The sequence below is a fragment of the Caldimonas brevitalea genome (genome assembly GCF_001017435.1).
GTDB lineage: Bacteria > Pseudomonadota > Gammaproteobacteria > Burkholderiales > Burkholderiaceae_C > Caldimonas > Caldimonas brevitalea.
Window position 1 is genome coordinate 3,380,252 of the sequence record NZ_CP011371.1, and the last position, 21,187, is coordinate 3,401,438.

Annotated in this window: 3 protein-coding genes; 1 reads left to right on the forward strand and 2 read right to left on the reverse strand. The window is 66.8% G+C overall.

Annotated elements, in window-relative coordinates; all coding sequences use genetic code 11:
• Positions 1-35: 35 nt before the first annotated feature.
• A complete protein-coding gene (locus AAW51_RS29960; RefSeq protein ID WP_047195178.1) occupies positions 36-19,505 on the forward strand; it encodes an Ig-like domain-containing protein in 19,470 nt (6,489 codons plus the stop codon).
• A 148-nt stretch (positions 19,506-19,653) separates the two neighbouring features.
• Here the strand turns inward: AAW51_RS29960 and AAW51_RS14540 are convergent, their stop codons facing one another.
• Both AAW51_RS14540 and AAW51_RS14545 read right to left on the reverse strand, forming a co-directional pair.
• On the reverse strand, positions 19,654-20,565 hold the full coding sequence (locus AAW51_RS14540) for an SDR family oxidoreductase (RefSeq protein ID WP_047195179.1): 912 nt from the start codon (positions 20,563-20,565) through the stop codon (positions 19,654-19,656).
• 134 nt (positions 20,566-20,699) lie between these two features.
• A complete protein-coding gene (locus AAW51_RS14545) occupies positions 20,700-21,104 on the reverse strand; it encodes a RidA family protein (RefSeq protein ID WP_047195180.1) in 405 nt (134 codons plus the stop codon).
• Positions 21,105-21,187: the final 83 nt, after the last annotated feature.

The following is a 21,187-nucleotide window of genomic DNA, read 5'->3' on the forward strand; positions in this document are numbered from 1 at the left end:
GCTGTCACCAGCCGCTCGCGCTCAAGGAACAACGCATGGCCACCGCCCCCTCCACACTCACCGGCAAGGTTTCCGCTGTCGTCGGGAAGGCGTATCTGAAATTGGCCGACGGCTCGATGCGCGAACTGAAGGTGGGCGACGTGATCCGCGAAGGTGACGTCGTGGTGGTGGCCGACAACGGTCGGGTCGAAATCACCGACGAGTCCGGCGCGGTGTACGTGCCACGCAGCGGCGAACCGCTGAGTCTGGCGGATCTCGACACCAGCGCTCCGTCCGGGCGCCGCGCGGCGGCAAATGCGGCGGTGGGTGACGACGACCTCGACCGGGCGATCGCGGCGGTGGACGCCGGGACCGATCCCAATGAAGCCCCTGCCGCTGGCCTGACCGGTGACGCGGGCGGCGGTGACGGCTTCGGCCCCGGGTTGCGCGTGGACCGTGTGAGTGAGGCGGTAACGCCCGCTGGGTTGGAGACCGGGACGGTGAACGCCGGCGCCGCGCCGCCGGTGCAGCAGACGACCGGCAGTGCGTTGGCGGCAGAGACCTCGTCCGCCCCGGCCCCGGCCCCGGCCCCGGCCCCGGCCCCGACCCCGACCCCCGCGCCCGCCCCGGCCCCGGCGGTCGTGTCGACTGGCGCCGGTGCGGTGAGCGAGGACGTCGCACTGTCCACCGGCGGCACCTTGGCCGCCTCCGACGCCGACAACCCCGGGCTCGCCTTCGTGCCGCAGACGGTCACCACCGCCTTTGGTCTGTTCTCGATCGACGCCGCAGGGGCTTGGACCTATCGGCTCGACAACACCACAGCGCAGAGCCTGGCCGACGGCGAAGTGCGCAGCGAAGCGGTCACGGTGGTGCTGACCGACGGCACCACCACACAGGTGCGCATCGACATCACCGGCCAGGACGACGCGGCCGTGGTGGGCGCTTCGCGCGCCGAGACGTCTGAAGACGGAACGTCGTCGCTTTCCGGCAGCCTGAGCGCGGCCGACATCGACAACCCGGGCCTGGCCTTCGTGCCGCAGGTGGCCGCCGGCGGCCTTGGCAGCTTCGCGGTGGACGCGGCGGGCAACTGGACTTACACGCTCGACCGCGGCCCCGCACAGGGTTTGGCTGCCGGCGCGGTACGGACCGAGAGTTTCGTCGTCGCGCTGAACGATGGCTCGTCGACCACCGTGACCGTGTTGGTCTCCGGGGTGAACGACGCGCCGGCCGTGGTCAGCGCGCTGAACGGCGTGAGCAGCGTCGACGGCGCGGCCGTCTCGGTGAGCACCGCCGCCGCGTTCGCAGACGCCGATGCTGGCGACACCCTGCGCTTCTCGGCGACCGGCCTCCCCCCCGGCCTCAGCATCGATCCCGCCACCGGCGTCATCTCCGGTGCCCTGCAGGCGGATGCCAGTGTGGCCGGGCCTTATCTGGTCAATGTCACGGCGACCGACGCGAGCGGTGCCACAGTCTCCCAAGGGTTCACGCTGGCAGTGCGCAACGCAGCGCCGGTGGGCACCGACCTGGCGGTTTCGGCTGCGGAAGACGGCACGCTGTCGGGCAGCGTGACGGCGAACGACGCGGACGGCGACAGCTTGTTTTTCTCGAAGGCTTCGGACCCGGCGCATGGCACGGTGGTTGTGAACGCCAACGGCAGCTACACCTACACGCCCAACGCCGACTACAACGGCCCGGATTTGTTCACGGTCACCGTGACGGACGGCCAGGGTGGTGCCGACACGATGACGGTCAACGTCACGGTCACGGCTGGCAACGATGCGCCGGTGATCGTGGGCGCCCTGGCGAACCAGACTGGCACCGACGCCACCGCGGTCAGTATCCCGACCGCTGCCGGCTTCGCCGACATCGACGCTGGCGACACGCTGACTTTCTCTGCCACCGGCTTGCCCGCTGGCTTGACCATCGACCCGGCCACGGGCGTCATCTCCGGCACCTTGGCGTCGAACGCCAGTGTCTCGGGCCCGTACTCTGTCAATGTCACGGCCACCGACACGGCGGGCGCCGCCGTCTCGCAGAGCTTCTCACTGACAGTCGGCAACCCCGCACCGGTCGCTGCTGATCAAACGCTCTCGACCACCGAAGACACCGCACGCACCGGCACCGTCACGGCAACTGATGCCGATGGCGACGCGCTCACGTTCACGAAGGCAACCGATCCGGCTCACGGCACAGTCGTCGTGAACGCCAACGGCAGCTACACCTACACGCCCAACGCCGACTACAACGGCCCCGATTCGTTCACCGTCACGGTGAACGACGGCCAAGACGGTGCCGACACGATGACGGTCAACGTCACGGTCACGGGTGGCAACGATGCCCCGGTGATCATCGGCGCTCTGTCCAACCAGGTTGGCACCGACGCCACCGCGGTGAGCATCCCCACCGCTGCCGGCTTCGCGGACATCGACGCTGGCGACACGCTGACTTTCTCGGCCACCGGCCTGCCCGCTGGCTTGACCATTGACCCGACCACCGGTGTTATCTCCGGCACCCTGGCCTCGAACGCCAGCGTCTCTGGCCCCTACACCGTCAACGTCACGGCCACCGACGCGGCTGGCGCCGCCGTCTCGCAGAGTTTCTCGCTCACCGCCGGCAACCCGGCTCCGGTCGGTGCGGATCAAACGGTGTCGACCACCGAAGACACCGCCCGCACCGGCACCGTCACGGCCACCGATGCCGACGGCGATAGCTTGTCCTTCTCGAAGGCCTCGGACCCGGCTCACGGCACAGTCGTCGTGAACGCCAACGGCAGCTACACCTACACGCCCAACGCCGACTACAACGGCCCCGATTCGTTCACTGTTTCGGTGACCGACGACCAAGGCGGTGCCGACACGATGACGGTCAACGTCACGGTCACGGCTGGCAACGACGCCCCTGTCATCGTGGGCGCGCTGGCCAACCAAATCGGTACCGACGCAACGGCAGTCAGCATCCCGACCGCTACCGGCTTCGCTGATATTGATGCCGGCGACAAGCTGACTTTCTCCGCCACCGGCCTACCCGCTGGCTTGACCATTGACCCGACCACCGGTGTCATCTCGGGCACCTTGGCGTCGAACGCCAGTGTCTCCGGCCCGTACTCCGTCAACGTGACGGCGACCGACGCCGCCGGCGCTGCCGTCTCGCAGAGCTTCTCGCTCACGGTCGGCAACCCCGCACCGGTTGCTGCTGACCAAACGGTTTCGACCACTGAAGACACTGCCCGAACCGGCACCGTCACGGCAACGGATGCCGATGGCGACGCACTGACGTTCTCGAAGGCCTCGGACCCGGCTCACGGCACAGTCGTCGTGAACGCCAACGGCAGCTACACCTACACGCCCAACGCCGACTACAACGGCGCCGATTCGTTCACCGTCACCGTGACGGATGGCCAAGGCGGTGCCGACACGATGACGGTCAACGTCACGGTCACGGCTGGCAACGATGCCCCGGTGATCGTCGGCGCCCTGCCCAACCGGACCGGCACCGACGCCACTGCAGTCAGCATCTCCACCGCTGCCGGCTTCGCGGACATCGATGCTGGTGACACGCTGACTTTCTCCGCCACCGGCCTACCCGCTGGCTTGACCATCGACCCGGCCACCGGTGTCATCTCCGGCTCCTTGGCGTCGAACGCCAGTGTCTCGGGTCCCTACACCGTCAACGTCACGACCACCGACGCCGCTGGCGCTGCCGTCTCGCAGAGCTTCTCGCTCACGGTCGGCAACCCCGCACCGGTTGCTGCTGATCAAACGGTTTCGACCACTGAAGACACTGCCCGAACCGGCTCCGTCACGGCAACTGATGCCGATGGCGACGCGCTCATGTTCACGAAGGCAACCGATCCGAGTCACGGCACCGTGGTGGTCGCCGCCAACGGCAGCTACACCTACACGCCCAACGCCGACTACAACGGCGCCGATTCGTTCACCGTCACGGTGACCGATGGTCAAGGCGGTGCCGACACGATGACGGTCAACGTCACCGTCACCGCCGGCAACGACGCCCCTGTCATCGTGGGTGCGCTGACCAACCAGAGCGGCACCGATGCCACTGCGGTCAGCATTCCGACTGCTGCAGGCTTCGCCGACATCGATGTCGGCGACACGCTGACCTACTCCGCCACTGGCCTGCCCGCTGGCTTGACCATCGACCCGGCTACCGGTGTCATCTCCGGCACATTGGCCTCGAACGCCAGCGTCTCAGGCCCATACTCCGTCAATGTCACGGCCACCGACGCGGCTGGCGCCGCCGTCTCGCAGAACTTCTCGCTCACGGTCGGCAACCCGGCTCCGGTCGCTAACGACCAGACGCTCTCAACCAACGAAGACACCGCTCGCAACGGCACCGTCACGGCCACTGATGTCGATGGCGACGCACTGACGTTCTCGAAGGCCTCCGATCCGGCTCACGGCACAGTCGTCGTGAACGCCAACGGCAGCTACACCTACACGCCCAACGCCAACTACAACGGCGCCGACTCGTTCACGGTCACCGTGAGCGACGGCCAAGGCGGGGCCGACACGATGACAGTCAGTGTCACGGTCACCGCAGGCAACGACGCCCCTGTCATCGTGGGCGCGCTGACCAACCAGACCGGCACCGATGCCACTGCGGTCAGCATTCCGACTGCTGCAGGCTTCGTAGACATCGATGCCGGCGACACGCTGACCTACTCCGCCACGGGCCTGCCCGCTGGCTTGACGATCGATCCGACTACCGGTGTCATCTCTGGCACCTTGGCGTCGAACGCCAGCGTCACGGGTCCCTACACCGTTAACGTCACGGCCACCGACGTGGCTGGCGCTGCTGTCTCGCAGAGCTTCTCACTGACGGTCGGCAACCCTGCACCGGTCGCTGCTGACCAAACAGTGTCGACGACCGAAGACACGGCTCGCACCGGCACCGTCACGGCAACTGATGCCGATGGCGACGGGCTCACGTTCACGAAGGCCTCCGATCCGGCTCACGGCACAGTCGTCGTTAACGCCAACGGTAGCTACACCTATACGCCCAACGCCGACTACAACGGCGCCGATTCGTTCACTGTGACGGTGACCGACGGCCAAGGCGGCGCTGACACGATGACGGTCAACGTCACGGTCACGGCTGCCAACGACGCCCCGGTGATCGTCGGCGCTCTGGCCAACCAAACCGGTACCGACGCCATCGCGGTCAGCATCCCGACCGCTGCCGGCTTCGCGGACATCGATGCTGGTGACACGCTGAGTTTCTCCGCCAACGGCCTGCCCGCTGGCTTGACGATCGATCCGGCCACCGGTGTCATCTCTGGCACCTTGGCGTCGAACGCCAGTGTCTCCGGTCCGTACTCTGTCAATGTCACCGCCACCGACGCCGCTGGCGCCGCCGTCTCGCAGAGCTTCTCGCTCACGGTCGGCAACCCCGCACCGGTTGCTAGCGACCAGACGCTGTCCACCGGCGAAGACACGGCCCGTACCGGTACCGTCACGGCCACTGATGCCGACGGCGACACCTTGTCCTTCTCGAAGGCCTCCGACCCGGCGCATGGCACCGTGGTTGTGAACGCCAACGGTAGCTACACCTACACGCCTAACGCCAACTACAACGGCGCCGACTCGTTCACGGTTTCGGTGACCGACGGCCAAGGCGGTGCCGACACGATGACGGTCAACGTCACGGTCACCGCTGGCAACGATGCCCCGGTGATCGTCGGCGCTCTGGCCAACCAAACCGGTACCGACGCAACCGCGGTCAGCATCCCGACCGCTGCCGGTTTCGCTGATATTGATGCCGGCGACACGCTGACTTTCTCGGCCACCGGCCTGCCTTCCGGGTTGACCATCGACCCCGCCACCGGTGTCATCTCTGGCACCTTGGCCTCGAACGCCAGTGTCTCCGGCCCGTACTCCGTCAACGTCACCGCCACCGACGCGGCTGGCGCCGCCGTTTCGCAGAGCTTCTCGCTGACGGTCGGCAACCCCGCACCGGTCGCTGCTGATCAAACGCTCTCTACCAGCGAAGACACTGCTCGCACCGGCACCGTCACGGCAACTGATGCCGATGGCGATACCTTGTCCTTCTCGAAGGCCTCGGACCCGGCTCACGGTACCGTGGTGGTGAACGCCAACGGCAGCTACACCTACACGCCCAACGCCAACTACAACGGCGCCGACTCGTTCACGGTCACCGTGACCGACAGCCAGGGTGGTGCCGACACGATGACGGTCAACGTCACGGTCACGGCTGGCAACGATGCCCCGGTGATCGTGGGCGCGCTGGTCAATCAGACCGGCACTGACGCCACTGCGGTCAGCATCCCGACCGCTGCAGGCTTCGCGGACATCGACGCCGGCGACACGCTGACTTTCTCTGCCACTGGCCTGCCCGCTGGCTTGACGATCGATCCGGCCACCGGTGTCATCTCTGGCACCTTGGCGTCGAACGCCAGTGTCTCGGGCCCGTACTCCGTCAATGTCACGGCCACCGACGCCGCTGGCGCTGCTGTCTCGCAGAGCTTCTCGCTCACGGTCGGCAACCCCGCACCGGTCGGAGCTGATCAAACGGTTTCGACCAACGAAGACACCGCGCGCACCGGCACCGTCACGGCCACTGATGCGGACGGCGACACCTTGTCCTTCTCGAAGGCCTCCGACCCGGCGCATGGCACCGTGGTTGTGAACGCCAACGGCAGCTACACCTATACGCCCAACGCCGACTACAACGGCCCGGATTCGTTCAACGTCACGGTGACCGATGGCCAAGGCGGCACCGACACGATGACGGTCAACGTCACGGTCACGGCAGGCAACGACGCTCCTGTCATCGTCGGTGCCCTGGCGAACCAGGTTGGCACCGACGCCACCGCGGTGAGCATCCCCACTGCGGCTGGCTTCGCGGACATCGATGCCGGCGACACGCTGACTTTCTCCGCCACCGGCCTGCCCGCTGGCTTGACGATCGATCCGGCCACCGGTGTCATCTCCGGCACCTTGGCGTTGAACGCCAGTGTCTCCGGCCCGTACTCCGTCAATGTCACGGCCACCGACGCCGCTGGCGCTGCCGTCTCGCAGAACTTCTCGCTCACCGTCGGCAACCCGGCTCCGGTCGCTAACGACCAGACGGTCTCGACCAACGAAGACACCGCTCGCAGCGGCACCGTCACGGCCACTGATGCCGACGGCGACGCACTGACGTTCTCGAAGGCAACCGATCCGGCTCACGGCACAGTCGTTGTGAACGCCAACGGCAGCTACACCTACACGCCCAACGCCAACTACAACGGCGCCGACTCGTTCACGGTCACCGTGAGCGACGGCCAAGGCGGGGCCGACACGATGACAGTCAGTGTCACGGTCACGGCCGGCAACGACGCCCCTGTCATCGTGGGCGCGCTGACCAACCAGAGCGGCACCGATGCCACTGCGGTCAGCATCCCGACTGCAGCTGGCTTCGCAGACATCGATGCCGGCGACACGCTGACCTACTCCGCCACGGGCTTGCCCGCTGGCTTGACCATCGACCCGGCCACCGGTGTCATCTCCGGCACTTTGGCGTCGAACGCCAGTGTCTCTGGTCCGTACACGGTAAACGTGACGGCCACCGACGCCGCTGGCGCCGCCGTCTCGCAGAACTTCTCGCTGACCGTCGGCAATCCCGCGCCAGTAGCGGCAGACGCGTCGTTCTCAACAGACGAAGATACGCTCCTGACTGGCGCCCTCTCCGCCACCGACGCTGATCACGATGCCCTGACTTTCACCAAGACCAGTGAGCCGGCTCACGGCACGGTCACGGTCAACACCGACGGCTCCTACACCTACACGCCCGACGCCAACTTCCGTGGCAATGACAGCTTCACGGTCCAGGTATCGGACGGCCAGGGCGGCGTCGACACGTTCACCGTTTCGGTGAACGTCGACTCCAGTAATGACGCGCCCGTCATCGTCGGCGTGCTGCCCAACCAGGCCGGCACCGACGCCACCGCGGTCAGCATTCCCACTGCGGCCGGCTTCGCCGACATCGACGCCGGCGACACGCTGACCTACTCCGCTACCGGCCTGCCCGCCGGCTTGACCATCGATCCGGCCACCGGTGTTATCTCCGGCACCCTGGGCTCTGACGCCAGCGTCTCGGGGTCATACTCCGTCAATGTCACGGCGACCGACGCCGCCGGCGCTGCCGTCTCGCAAAGCTTCTCGCTCACCGTCGGCAATCCGGCTCCGGTCGCTGCTGACCAAACGGTGTCGACCACCGAAGACACTGCTCGCACCGGCACCGTCACCGCGGCTGATGCCGATGGCGACACCTTGTCCTTCTCGAAGGCCTCCGATCCGGCTCACGGCACCGTGGTTGTGAACGCCAACGGCAGCTACACCTACACGCCCAACGCCAACTACAACGGCGCCGATTCGTTCACCGTCACCGTGAGCGACGGCCAAGGCGGTGCCGACACGATGACCGTCAACGTCACCGTCACGGCCAGCAACGACGCCCCTGTCATCGTGGGCGCGCTGACCAACCAGAACGGCACCGATGCCACTGCGGTCAGCATTCCGACTGCTGCAGGCTTCGCCGACATCGATGCCGGCGACACGCTGACCTACTCCGCCACCGGCCTGCCCGCTGGCTTGACCATCGACCCCGCCACCGGTGTCATCTCCGGCACCTTGGCGTCGAACGCCAGTGTCTCTGGTCCGTACACGGTGAACGTGACGGCCACCGACGCCGCTGGCGCTGCCGTCTCGCAAAGCTTCTCGCTCACGGTCGGCAACCCGGCTCCGGTCGCTAACGACCAGACGGTCTCGACCAACGAAGACACCGCACGCACCGGCACCGTCACGGCAACTGATGCCGATGGCGACGCGCTCACGTTCACGAAGGCAACCGATCCGGCTCACGGCACAGTCGTCGTGAACGCCAGCGGCAGCTACACCTACACGCCCAACGCCAACTACAGCGGCGCCGATTCGTTCACTGTTTCGGTGAGCGACGGCCAAGGCGGTACCGACACGATGACGGTCAATGTCACCGTCACGGCGGGCAACGATGCCCCTGTCATCGTGGGCGCGCTGGCGAACCAGGTTGGCACCGATGCCACCGCCGTCAGCATCCCGACCGCAGTTGGCTTCGCGGACATCGATGCCGGCGACACGCTGACTTTCTCCGCCACCGGCCTGCCCGCTGGCTTGACCATCGATCCGGCTACCGGTGTCATCTCCGGCACCTTGGCGTTGAACGCCAGTGTCTCCGGCCCGTACTCCGTCAATGTCACGGCCACCGACGCTGCCGGCGCTGCTGTTTCGCAGAGCTTCTCGCTGACCGTCGGAAATCCCGCACCCGTTGCTAACGACCAGACGCTGTCGACTAGCGAAGACACCGCCGGCACCGGCACCGTCACGGCAGCTGATGCCGATAGCGACGCATTGACGTTCTCGAAGGCCTCCGACCCGGCTCACGGCACAGTCGTCGTGAACGCCAACGGTAGCTACACCTATACGCCCAACGCCGACTACAACGGCACCGACTCGTTCACCGTCACGGTGGCGGACGGCCAAGGCGGTGCCGACACGATGACGGTCAACGTCACGGTCACGGCAGGCAACGACGCCCCGGTGATCGTCGGCGCGTTGGTCAATCAGACCGGCACCGACGCCACCCCGGTCAGCATTCCGACTGCTGCCGGCTTCGCAGACATCGATGCCAGCGACACGCTCACTTTCTCCGCGACCGGCCTGCCCGCAGGCTTGACCATCGATCCGGCCACCGGTGTCATCTCCGGCATCTTGGCGTCGAACGCCAGTGTCTCCGGCCCGTACTCCGTCAATGTCACGGCCACCGACGCGGCCGGCGCTGCTGTCTCGCAGAGCTTCTCGCTCACGATCGGCAACCCCGCACCGGTCGGAGCTGATCAAACGGTTTCGACCACCGAAGACACCGCGCGCACCGGCACCGTCACGGCCACTGATGCGGACGGCGACACCTTGTCCTTCTCGAAGGCCTCCGACCCGGCGCATGGCACCGTGGTTGTGAACGCCAACGGCAGCTACACCTATACGCCCAACGCCGACTACAACGGCCCGGATTCGTTCAACGTCACAGTGACCGATGGCCAAGGCGGTGCCGACACGATGACGGTCAACGTCACGGTCACGGCTGGCAACGATGCCCCGGTAATCGTCGGCGCTCTGCCCAACCGGACCGGCACCGACGCCACTGCAGTCAGCATCCCCACCGCTGCCGGCTTCGCGGACATCGATGCTGGTGACACGCTGACCTTCTCGGCCACCGGCCTGCCCGCTGGCTTGACCATCGATCCGGCCACCGGTGTCATCTCGGGCACCTTGGCGTCGAACGCCAGCGTCACGGGCCCGTACTCCGTCAATGTCACCGCCACCGACGCCGCTGGGGCTGCCGTCTCGCAGAGCTTCTCGCTGACGGTCGGCAACCCTGCACCGGTCGCTGCTGACCAAACGGTTTCGACCACTGAAGACACTGCTCGCACCGACACCGTCACCGCGACGGATGCCGATGGCGACGCGCTCACGTTCATGAAGGCAACCGATCCGGCTCACGGCACAGTCGTCGTGAACGCCAACGGCAGCTACACCTACACGCCCAACGCCGACTACAACGGCCCGGATTCGTTCACCGTCACCGTGACCGACAGCCAAGGCGGTGCTGACACGATGACGGTCAACGTCACCGTCACCGCGGGCAACGACGCCCCTGTCATCGTGGGCGCGCTGACCAACCAGAGCGGCACCGATGCCACTGCGGTCAGCATTCCGACTGCTGCAGGCTTCGCCGACATCGATGCCGGCGACACGCTGACCTACTCCGCCACCGGCCTGCCCGCTGGCTTGACCATCGACCCCGCCACCGGTGTCATCTCCGGCACGCTCGCGTCGAACGCCAGCGTCTCCGGCCCGTACTCCGTCAACGTCACGGCCACCGACGCCGCCGGCGCTGCCGTCTCGCAGAGCTTCTCGCTCACCGTCGGCAATCCGGCTCCGGTCGGAGCTGACCAAACGGTGTCGACCACCGAAGACACTGCTCGCACCGGCACCGTCACGGCAACTGATGCCGATGGCGACGTGCTCACGTTCACGAAAGCGACCGACCCGAGTCACGGCACCGTGGTGGTCGCCGCCAACGGTAGCTACACCTACACGCCCAACGCCAACTACAACGGCCCGGATTCGTTCACCGTCACCGTGACCGACGGCCAAGGCGGCGCTGACACGATGACGGTCAACGTGACCGTCACCGCGGGCAACGATGCCCCGGTGATCGTTGGTGTCTTGGCCAATCAGACCGGCGCCGATGCAACCGCGGTGAGCATCCCCACCGCTGCCGGTTTCGCTGATATAGATGCGGGCGACACGCTGACTTTCTCTGCCACCGGCCTGCCCGCTGGCTTGACCGTCGATCCGGCTACCGGTGTCATCTCCGGCACCTTGGCGTCGAACGCCAGTGTCTTGGGTCCCTACACCGTCAACGTCACGGCCACCGACGCCGCGGGCGCTGCCGTCTCGCAGAGCTTCTCGCTCACGGTTGGCAACCCGGCTCCGGTCGCTGCTGACCAAACGCTCTCTACCAGCGAAGACACCGCCGGCACCGGCACCGTCACTGCGACGGATGCCGACGGCGATAGCTTGTCCTTCTCGAAGGCCTCCGACCCGGCTCACGGCACCGTGGTTGTGAACGCCAATGGCAGCTACACCTATACGCCAAACGCTGACTACAACGGCCCCGATTCGTTCACTGTTTCGGTGACCGACGACCAAGGCGGTGCCGACACGATGACGGTCAACGTCACGGTCACGGCTGGCAACGACGCCCCTGTCATCGTGGGCGCCCTGCTAAATCAGACTGGCACCGACGCTACGGCCGTCAGCATCCCCACTGCGGCTGGCTTCGCCGACATCGATGCCGCCGACACGCTGACCTTCTCCGCCACCGGCCTGCCCGCTGGCTTGACCATCGATCCGGCCACCGGTGTCATCTCGGGCACCTTGGCGTCGAACGCCAGTGTCTCCGGCCCGTACTCCGTCAATGTCACCGCCACTGACGCGGCCAGCGCTGCTGTCTCGCAGAGCTTCTCGCTCACGGTCGGCAACCCCGCACCGGTCGGGGCTGAGCAAGCGGTGTCGACCACTGAAGACACTGCCCGAACCGGCACCGTCACGGCAACTGATGTCGATGGCGACGCACTGACGTTCTCGAAGGCAACCGATCCGGCTCACGGCACAGTCGTGGTGAACGCCAACGGCAGCTACACCTACACGCCCAACGCCGATTACAACGGGCCGGATTCGTTCACGGTCACCGTGACCGACAGCCAAGGCGGTGCTGACACGATGACGGTCAACGTCACGGTCACTGCTGGCAACGACGTCCCTGTCATCGTGGGCGCGCTGGCCAACCAGACTGGCACCGATGCCACTGCAGTCAGCATCCCCACCGCTGCAGGCTTCGCGGACATCGATGCCGGCGACACGCTGACTTTCTCCGCCACCGGCCTGCCCGCTGGCTTGACCATCGACCCAGCCACCGGTGTCATCTCCGGCACGCTCGCGTCGAACGCCAGCGTCTCCGGCCCGTACTCCGTCAATGTCACGGCCACCGACGCCGCCGGCGCCGCTGTCTCGCAGAGCTTCTCGCTCACCGTCGGCAATCCGGCGCCGGTCGGAGCTGACCAAACGGTCTCCACCACCGAAGACACCGCCCGCACCGGCACCGTCACCGCCACTGACGCCGATGGCGACAACTTGTCCTTCTCGAAGGCAACCGATCCGGCTCATGGCACAGTCGTCGTGAACGCCAACGGTAGCTACACCTACACGCCCAACGCCAACTACAACGGCCCGGATTCGTTCACCGTCATGGTGACCGATGGCCAAGGCGGTGCTGACACGATGACGGTCGACGTCACGGTCACGGCTGCCAACGACGCTCCTGTCATCGTGGGCGCGCTGGTCAATCAGACTGGCACCGACGCCACAGCCGTCAGCATCCCGACTGCTGCTGGCTTCGCGGACATCGATGCCGGCGACACTCTGACTTTCTCGGCCACGGGTTTGCCCGCTGGCTTGACCATCGACCCCGCCACCGGTGTCATCTCCGGCACCTTGGCGTCAAACGCCAGTGTCACTGGTCCGTACACGGTGAACGTGACGGCCACTGACGCCGCTGGCGCTGCCGTCTCGCAGAGCTTCTCGCTCACCGTCGGCAACCCCGCGCCGGTTGCTAGCGACCAGACGCTGTCCACTAGCGAAGACACGGCCCGCACCGGTACCTTCACCGCGACTGATGCCGACGGCGACACCTTGTCCTTCTCGAAGGCCTCCGACCCGGCTCACGGCACGGTCGTCGTCAACGCCAACGGTAGCTACACCTACACGCCCAACGCCGACTACAACGGCCCCGATTCGTTCACTGTCACGGTGACCGACGGCCAAGGCGGTACCGACACGATGACGGTCAACGTCACGGTCACGGCAGGCAACGACGCCCCTGTCATCGTGGGCGCCCTGGCGAACCAGGTTGGCACCGACGCCACCGCGGTGAGCATCCCCACTGCTGCCGGCTTCGCAGACATCGATGCCAGCGACACGCTGACTTTCTCTGCCACTGGCCTGCCCGCTGGCTTGACGATCGATCCGGCCACCGGTGTCATCTCCGGCACCTTGGCGTCGAACTCCAGTGTCACGGGCCCCTACACGGTTAACGTCACGGCCACCGACGCTGCCGGCGCTGCCGTCTCGCAGAGCTTCTCGCTGACGGTCGGCAACCCGGCACCGGTCGGGGCTGACCAAGCGGTGTCAACGACCGAAGACACGGCTCGCAGCGGCACCGTCACCGCGACGGATGCCGATGGCGACACACTGACGTTCACGAAGGCCTCCGACCCGGCTCACGGCACAGTCGTCGTGAATGCCAACGGCAGCTACACCTACACGCCCAACGCCAACTACAACGGCCCCGATTCGTTCACGGTCACCGTGACCGACAGCCAAGGCGGTGCTGACACGATGACGGTCAACGTCACCGTCACCGCCGGCAACGACGCCCCTGTCATCGTGGGCGCGCTGACCAACCAGAGCGGCACCGATGCCACTGCGGTCAGCATCCCGACCGCTGCAGGCTTCGCGGACATCGACGCCGGCGACACGCTGACTTTCTCTGCCACTGGCCTGCCCGCTGGCTTGACGATCGATCCGGCCACCGGTGTCATCTCTGGCACCTTGGCGTCGAACGCCAGTGTCTCCGGCCCGTACTCCGTCAATGTCACGGCCACCGACGCCGCTGGCGCTGCTGTCTCGCAGAGCTTCTCGCTCACGGTCGGCAACCCCGCACCGGTCGGAGCTGATCAAACGGTTTCGACCAACGAAGACACCGCGCGCACCGGCACCGTCACGGCCGCTGATGCGGACGGCGACACCTTGTCCTTCTCGAAGGCCTCCGACCCGGCGCATGGCACCGTGGTTGTGAACGCCAACGGCAGCTACACCTATACGCCCAACGCCGACTACAACGGCCCGGATTCGTTCAACGTCACGGTGACCGATGGCCAAGGCGGCACCGACACGATGACGGTCAACGTCACGGTCACGGCTGGCAACGATGCCCCGGTGATCGTCGGCGCTCTGCCCAACCGGACCGGCACCGACGCCACTGCAGTCAGCATCCCCACCGCTGCCGGCTTCGCGGACATCGATGCTGGTGACACGCTGACCTTCTCGGCCACCGGCCTGCCCGCTGGCTTGACTATCGACCCGGCCACCGGTGTCATCTCTGGCACCTTGGCGTCGAACGCCAGTGTCACTGGTCCCTACACCGTTAGCGTCACGGCCACCGACGCCGCTGGCGCCGCCGTCTCGCAGAGCTTCTCGCTGACGGTCGGCAACCCTGCACCGGTCGCTGCTGACCAAACGGTTTCGACCACTGAAGACACTGCCCGAACCGGCTCCGTCACGGCGACGGATACCGATGGCGACGCGCTCACGTTCACGAAGGCAACCGATCCGAGACACGGCACCGTGGTGGTCGCCGCCAACGGCAGCTACACCTACACGCCCAACGCCGACTACAACGGCCCCGATTCGTTCACCGTCACGGTGACCGATGGTCAAGGCGGTGCCGACACGATGACGGTCAACGTCACCGTCACCGCCGGCAACGACGCCCCGGTGATCGTGGGTGCGCTGACCAACCAGAGCGGCACCGATGCCACTGCGGTCAGCATTCCGACTGCTGCCGGCTTCGCAGACATCGATGCCAGCGACACGCTGACTTTCTCTGCCACTGGCTTGCCCGCTGGCTTGACCATCGATCCGGCCACCGGTGTCATCTCCGGCACCTTGGCGTCGAACTCCAGTGTCACGGGCCCCTACACGGTTAACGTCACCGCCACCGACGCCGCTGGCGCTGCTGTCTCGCAGAGCTTCTCGCTGACGGTCGGTAACCCGGCACCGTTCGGGGCTGACCAAGCGGTGTCGACGACCGAAGACACGGCTCGCACCGGCACCGTCACCGCGACGGATGCCGATGGCGACACACTGACGTTCTCGAAGGCAACCGACCCGGCTCACGGCACAGTCGTCGTGAACGCCAACGGTAGCTACACCTATACGCCCAACGCCAACTACAACGGCACCGACTCGTTCACCGTCACGGTGACGGACGGCCAAGGCGGCACCGACATGATGACGGTGAACGTCACGGTCACGGCAGGCAACGACGCCCCTGTCATCGTGGGCGCGCTGGTCAATCAGACTGGCACCGACGCCACGGCCGTCAGCATCCCGACTGCTGCTGGCTTCGCGGACATCGATGCTGGTGACACGCTGACTTTCTCCGCCACGGGTTTGCCCGCTGGCTTGACCATTGATCCGGCCACTGGTGTCATCTCCGGCACTTTGGCGTCGAACGCCAGTGTCTCGGGCCCGTACTCCGTCAATGTCACGGCCACCGACGCCGCTGGCGCTGCTGTCTCGCAGAGCTTCTCGCTGACGGTCGGTAACCCGGCACCGGTCGCTGCTGACCAAACAGTGTCGACGAACGAAGACACTGCTCGCACCGGCACCGTCACCGCGACGGATGCCGATGGCGATACCTTGTCCTTCTCGAAGGCCTCGGACCCCAGCCACGGCACGGTGGTGGTGAACGCCAACGGCAGCTACACCTACACCCCCAACGCCAACTACAACGGCTCGGATTCGTTCACGGTCAGGGTGACGGACGGCCAAGGCGGTGCCGACACGATGACGGTCAACGTCACGGTCGCGGCCCGAAACGATGCACCGGTGATCGTCGGCGCTCTGACCCACCAGAACGGCACCGACGCCACCGCGGTCAGCATTCCGACTGCTGCAGGCTTCGCCGACATCGATGCCGGCGACACGCTGACCTACTCCGCCACCGGCCTGCCCGCTGGCTTGACGATCAACCCGACCACCGGCGTCATCTCCGGCACCCTGACCTCGAGCGCCAGTGTGTCGGGTCCCTACACCCTCAACGTTACGGCGACCGACGCCGCGGGCGCCGCCGTCTCGCAGAGCTTCTCGCTCACGGTCGGCAACCCCGCACCGGTGGGTGCGGATCAGACCGTGTCGACCAACGAAGACACGCCTTTCACCGGATCGGTGACAGCGACCGACAGCGATCGCGACACGCTGACCTACACCAAGGCCAGCGACGCCGCCCATGGCAGCGTCACGGTGAGCAGCGACGGCCGCTACACCTACACGCCGGACGCGAACTTCACGGGCAACGACAGCTTCACGGTGCAGGTGTCGGACGGCCAGGGCGGCGTGGACACCATCACCGTGTCGGTCAACGTCACGAGCGTCAACGACGCCCCGACCACCGGCAATGTCGCGACGACCGGCAACGAAGACGCCGTCTCGATCAGCATCACGCTGACCGGTGCCGACGTCGACGGCACCGTCGCCAGCTTCAGCCTCGCCGGCCTGCCGGCCAATGGCCAGCTGTACCGCGATGCGGCGATGACCCAGCTGGTCATGCCCAACACCGACCTGCCCGCGACGGCCAACTCGCTGACGCTGTACTTCAAGCCGGCAGCAGACTGGAACGGCAGCACGTCCTTCCAGTACACCGCCAAGGACAACCTCGGCCTGGTCGACGCCACGCCCAACACCGCGACGATCAGCGTGGCGGCTGTCAACGACGCGCCGACCGCCACGCCGACGACTGTCTCGGGCACTGAAGACCAAGCCGTCACGCTCACCTGGGCCCAGTTCGGCATCACCGACGTCGACAGCGCAACCAGCACGCTCGGCATCCGCGTCAGCGCCCTGCCGGCAGACGGCGCGTTGCAGATCAACACCAATGGTTCGTGGACGGCGGTGAGCGCCGGCACGTTGATCACCAAGGCGACGATCGACGCGGGCGGTCTGCGCTTCGTGCCGGACGCGAACGAATCGGGCCACGACGCGATGGGCGGCACGGGCACCGGCAACCGCCAGGCCGACTACGCGAAGTTCGACTTCGTGCCGACCGACGGCACCAGCAATGGCGCGACCCAATCGGTGCGCATCGACATCACGCCGACGGTGGATGCCGTCACGATCACCCATGCCGGCGGCAGCGATGCCGGCTCGGTACTGGGCCTCGTGAACTCGGTCGGACTGATGCGCGACTACTACGACGCCATCCCGACACTGACCTCCGGCGCCAACAGCACCAACCCGGGCACCGCAGAAACCGGCATCGAAAACGCCGTGCCGACCTCGAGCACCATGGTCACGAACGTCGGTGTCGCCGGCGGCGGCACCGGACTCACCGTGACCGAGGACGACGCCTACAAGGTGCAGGGCCTGGTGTACCTCGAGGCCGGTCGCAGCTACACCTTCTCGGGCTACGCCGATGACACGGTCCGCCTCGAGGTCGGGGGCAACACCTTGGTGTCGGGCCAATGGGGTGTCTCGGGCCAGGCGAGTGCCGGCTACTTCACGGCCTCGACCTACACGCCGACCGCCACCGGCTATTACAGCTTCGAGTTCTTCGTCTACAACACGAGTGGCCCGGGCAGCTACGACCTCAACGTCAGCATCGACGGTGCGGCCGCGGTCGACGTGTCCAGCGCCAACCTGCGGCTTTATGGCAGCGTCGGCCAGATCGACAACCTGGGCGGCCAGCACGGCGCCTTCGTGCCCAACAGCACGACCGGCGAAGGTGGCTACTACCCGGTGAGCTACAACGTCGGCATGCAGGACAGCGTGGTGCGCCTCGCACCGGTCATCGCCACGCTGGGCGACACGGACGGTTCCGAGGTGCTGACCGCGACCATCGCCGGCGTACCAGTGGGTGCCCTGCTGAGCGACGGTGTCAACACCTTCAGCGCGTCCGCGGGCAACACCACGGCCAACGTGAGCGGCTGGAACCTGAGCCAGCTGCGCATCGCGCCGCCGGCGGGCTACAGCGGCAGCTTCACGCTGCAGGCCGAGGTCACCGCCACCGAGTCGTCCACCGGCGCCAGTTCCAGCGCGTCCACCACGGTGCCGGTCACGGTGCTGGCGCCAACCATCGACGTGGCCGCCACCTTCAATGCCGATGCTGTGTTCGGCAAGGACGGCGCGGACGTCTTCACCGTGTTGCAAACCGGCAGCGGGTTGAACGTGGCGATCAGGCACGGCAGCACCGGCAGCTACAACACGATGAGTGGCACCGAGACGACCGTGACGACGTCGCAGGTCTTCGACACCGAGGGCGGCAACGACCTGGTCGACGCGGGCCTCGGCAACGACGTGATCTATCTCGGCGACTCGACCGCGGCGACGCAGTCCGACACCGCTGCGCGCCAGTTCATGACGATCGCCGACACGTCCATGCTGGATGCCGACGGCACCTTGTCCAGCAGCGCGATGTTCTACCGCAACAACGCCAGCCTCCAGGGCCTGATCGACATCGGGAATGGCGCGGGCGGTGACGACCGCATCTACGGCGGCGCAGGCTCCGACCTGATCTACGGCGGTGCCGGCAACGACGTGCTGGACGGCGGCAGCCAGAACGACGGCCTGCGCGGCGGTGCCGGCGACGACACGCTGCAAGGCGGCGCCGGCAGCGACGTGCTGCGCGGCGACGCCGGCGCGGACGTCTTCCGCTGGGAATTCGCGGACCGCGGCACCGTCGGCAACGCAAGCGGCACAGCATCGGACATCATCACCGACTTCGATGCTCGCCCCGTCAACGCCGGCGGCGACATCCTCGACCTGCGCGACCTGCTGAGCGGTGAAGCCAGGGGCAGCGCCAGCACGGGCACGCCGAACGGCACCGTGGGCGATCTGGCAGGCCACCTCGATTTCAGCGTGAGCGGCAGTGGCAGCAGCTTGCAGACCCAAATCCTGATCAGCTCGACCGGCCAGTTCGGCAGCGGCACCACGTCGTCGAACGTGGCCGACCAACGTATCGTGCTGCAGAACGTCGACCTGCGCGCCGAGCTGGGCCTGACCAGCAACGCCACCGACACGCAGATCATCCAGGAGCTGTTGAACCGCGGCAAGCTGATCACCGATTGATGCGAGGGCACAAGCCCCGACGTTCCGGCACGGTGGGCGCTTGCAGGCCCACCGCACCGGCGCTTTGGCACTCCCTCCCCGCCCGACGGGCGGTCCGGCCGTGGTGCCAGGCGACCGCCGGTGACATGGCCGTGGTGGCGCTGTTCGGTCAGGTCTGGTCCAGCTCGAACGCCGGCACCTGCCGGCCGTCCACGTCCGTGAAGCCGTACTCGCGCGCCAGGTCGGCGACCCGGTGCACCCGCCCGGTCTTCTGCAACACGTTCGGGTCCGCGGCAAGCGCGGCCACCGCCCGCCCCAGGTAGCGTGGCGACTCGGTGCGCGCCAGCGCCGGCCGCTCCTGCCAATGCGCCTCGTCGGTCTTGTGGCCGGCCAACACGAACTCGGTGCGCATCCAGCCGGGCGACAGCGCGAGCGAGGTCACGCCATGCGGGCGCAACTCCTGCGCCATCGCAAAGGCGAGCCGGTTCATCGCCGCCTTGGCGAGGTCGTAGTAGAGATTGCCGCGCAGGTAACGATCGCGGTCCCAGAAGGTGGTGGTGACGACCAGGCCCCGCCGCTGCCGCACCAACATCGGCGCCGCATGGCGACTGGCGAGCAAATGATTGCGGACGCCGCGGTCGAACATCGTGTCCCAATGCTCGATCGGGTGCTCCCAGAAAGGTGCATCGAACACGCCGTTGAAGCTCTCGTGGCCGCCCCAGGCGTTGTTCACCAGCAGGTCGAGCCGGCCGGCCTCGCGCTGCACGCGGTCGAACAACTGCGCCACGTCTTCGTCGCGCGTGTGGTCGCAGCGCACCGCGATACCCTGGCCGCCCTCACGCGTGACCGCTTCCGCGGTCTCGTCGATGGTGCCGGGCAGTGTCGACAGGCCCGACAAGGCCAGCAGTTCATCGTAGTTCGGCGCAGGCTCGGTTCGGGTGCTGCGCCCGGTGACATAGACCGTCGCGCCGGCCGCGCCCAGTTCGACCGCAATGCCCCGTCCTGCGCCCCGACTGGCGCCGGTGACCACTGCGATACAACCCTGCAGCGGCGGTGTGGTGCTTCCCGCTGTGCTTCCCATGCGCGCTCCTTTCGTTTGACTCGGTCACGGACGTCATGACGATAGCGTCGCCTGGACGGGGGGTCTGTGAAACTTGCAAACGAAGCGAGGTCACCACGCCGCGCGGCGCGACAGGTCAGCGCCTGCCGAGCCGGTCAGCCGACGCTGGCGTCAGGCAGCTTGGCGATGACCTTGATCTCGAACTGAAAGCCATAGAGCCAGGTGACACCGACGCCGGTGAGCGTCGGGTACGGCGCATCGCCCCAGTGCTCGGCGACCACCTTCCAGATGCGTTCCAGGTGCGCAGCCGGATCGACAACGAAGACCGTCACGTCGACCACGTCCTGGAAGGTGCAGCCGGCGGCCGACAGGATCGCGTTCAGGTTGTCGAACGCGAGCCCGACCTGCGCCTCCAGATCGGGCTCCGGTGACCCGTCGGGTCGGCTGCCGACCTGGCCCGAAACGAACAGAAGGCCGTTGGAACGGATGGCCGGCGAGTAGCGGTTCCTTTCGTACAACGCCTGGCGTCCGGCAGGGAACACAACATCACGTACAGACATGAAGGATCTCCTTGTATGGATAAGTTCGGGGGGCGATGGCAGCCCGCGCTGAAAGAACTCTAAAGGCGTGCTCGCGGCGGATC